The sequence below is a fragment of the Shewanella sp. Isolate7 genome, from assembly GCF_022398425.1.
Classification (GTDB): domain Bacteria; phylum Pseudomonadota; class Gammaproteobacteria; order Enterobacterales; family Shewanellaceae; genus Shewanella.
On the sequence record NZ_JAKEVJ010000192.1, the window covers coordinates 1 to 676 of the forward strand.

General features: G+C 39.5%; 1 protein-coding gene. It reads right to left on the bottom strand.

Translation table 11 applies throughout. From position 1 onward, the window contains the following. On the bottom strand, positions 1-387 hold a 387-nt coding region (locus L1D47_RS20960), incomplete at its 3' end, for a peptidylprolyl isomerase (RefSeq protein WP_239886643.1). Between the last annotated feature and the right edge of the window lie 289 nt (positions 388-676).

Genomic DNA, 676 nt, shown 5'->3' on the forward strand with positions numbered 1-676 from the left:
GCCATCTTCTGCTGCAATTTTGCTACGATGATTCAAGTAATCATTGTCTGCTACATTGATGAAGAATTGGCTATCTGCAGCATTAGGGGCAGCAGTACGCGCCATCGCGATTGTGCCAACTGTATTTTTCAAGCCATTATCTGCTTCATTATTAATCGCTTTAGCAGTCGGTTTTTCCAGCATATCAGATGTAAAACCACCCCCTTGAATCATAAAACCATCAATCACACGATGAAAAATGGTACTATCGTAAAAGCCTTTTTCGGCATATTGTACGAAGTTAGCAACTGTTTTAGGTGCTTTTTTCTCGTCCAAAGTCAGCGCAATATTGCCCATATTGGTTTCAATGACTGCGCGTGTTTCGGCAAATGCAGAGAAACTTGCCATGCCCAATAAAGCCGTAACAACCATTTTGTGTACTGTTTTTGTCATAGATTATTCTCCTTATGTGATAAAGTCGATATTGTATAAAATCCACTACATTGCCAACACCTTTATGTACTCTTTGTACACGGTGGGCATTATTGCTTTGTGTCTTTTCATTTTAATTCACTATAACAAAGTATTGTGTAAGGAACGGTAAAATAAAGAAAAAGCAGCCTGAAAATAGGTCTGCTTTTTTCTGCATCTTATTCTGCCTTTTGCTTGGCTTCACGCGCTTGCTTAGCTTCGGCGC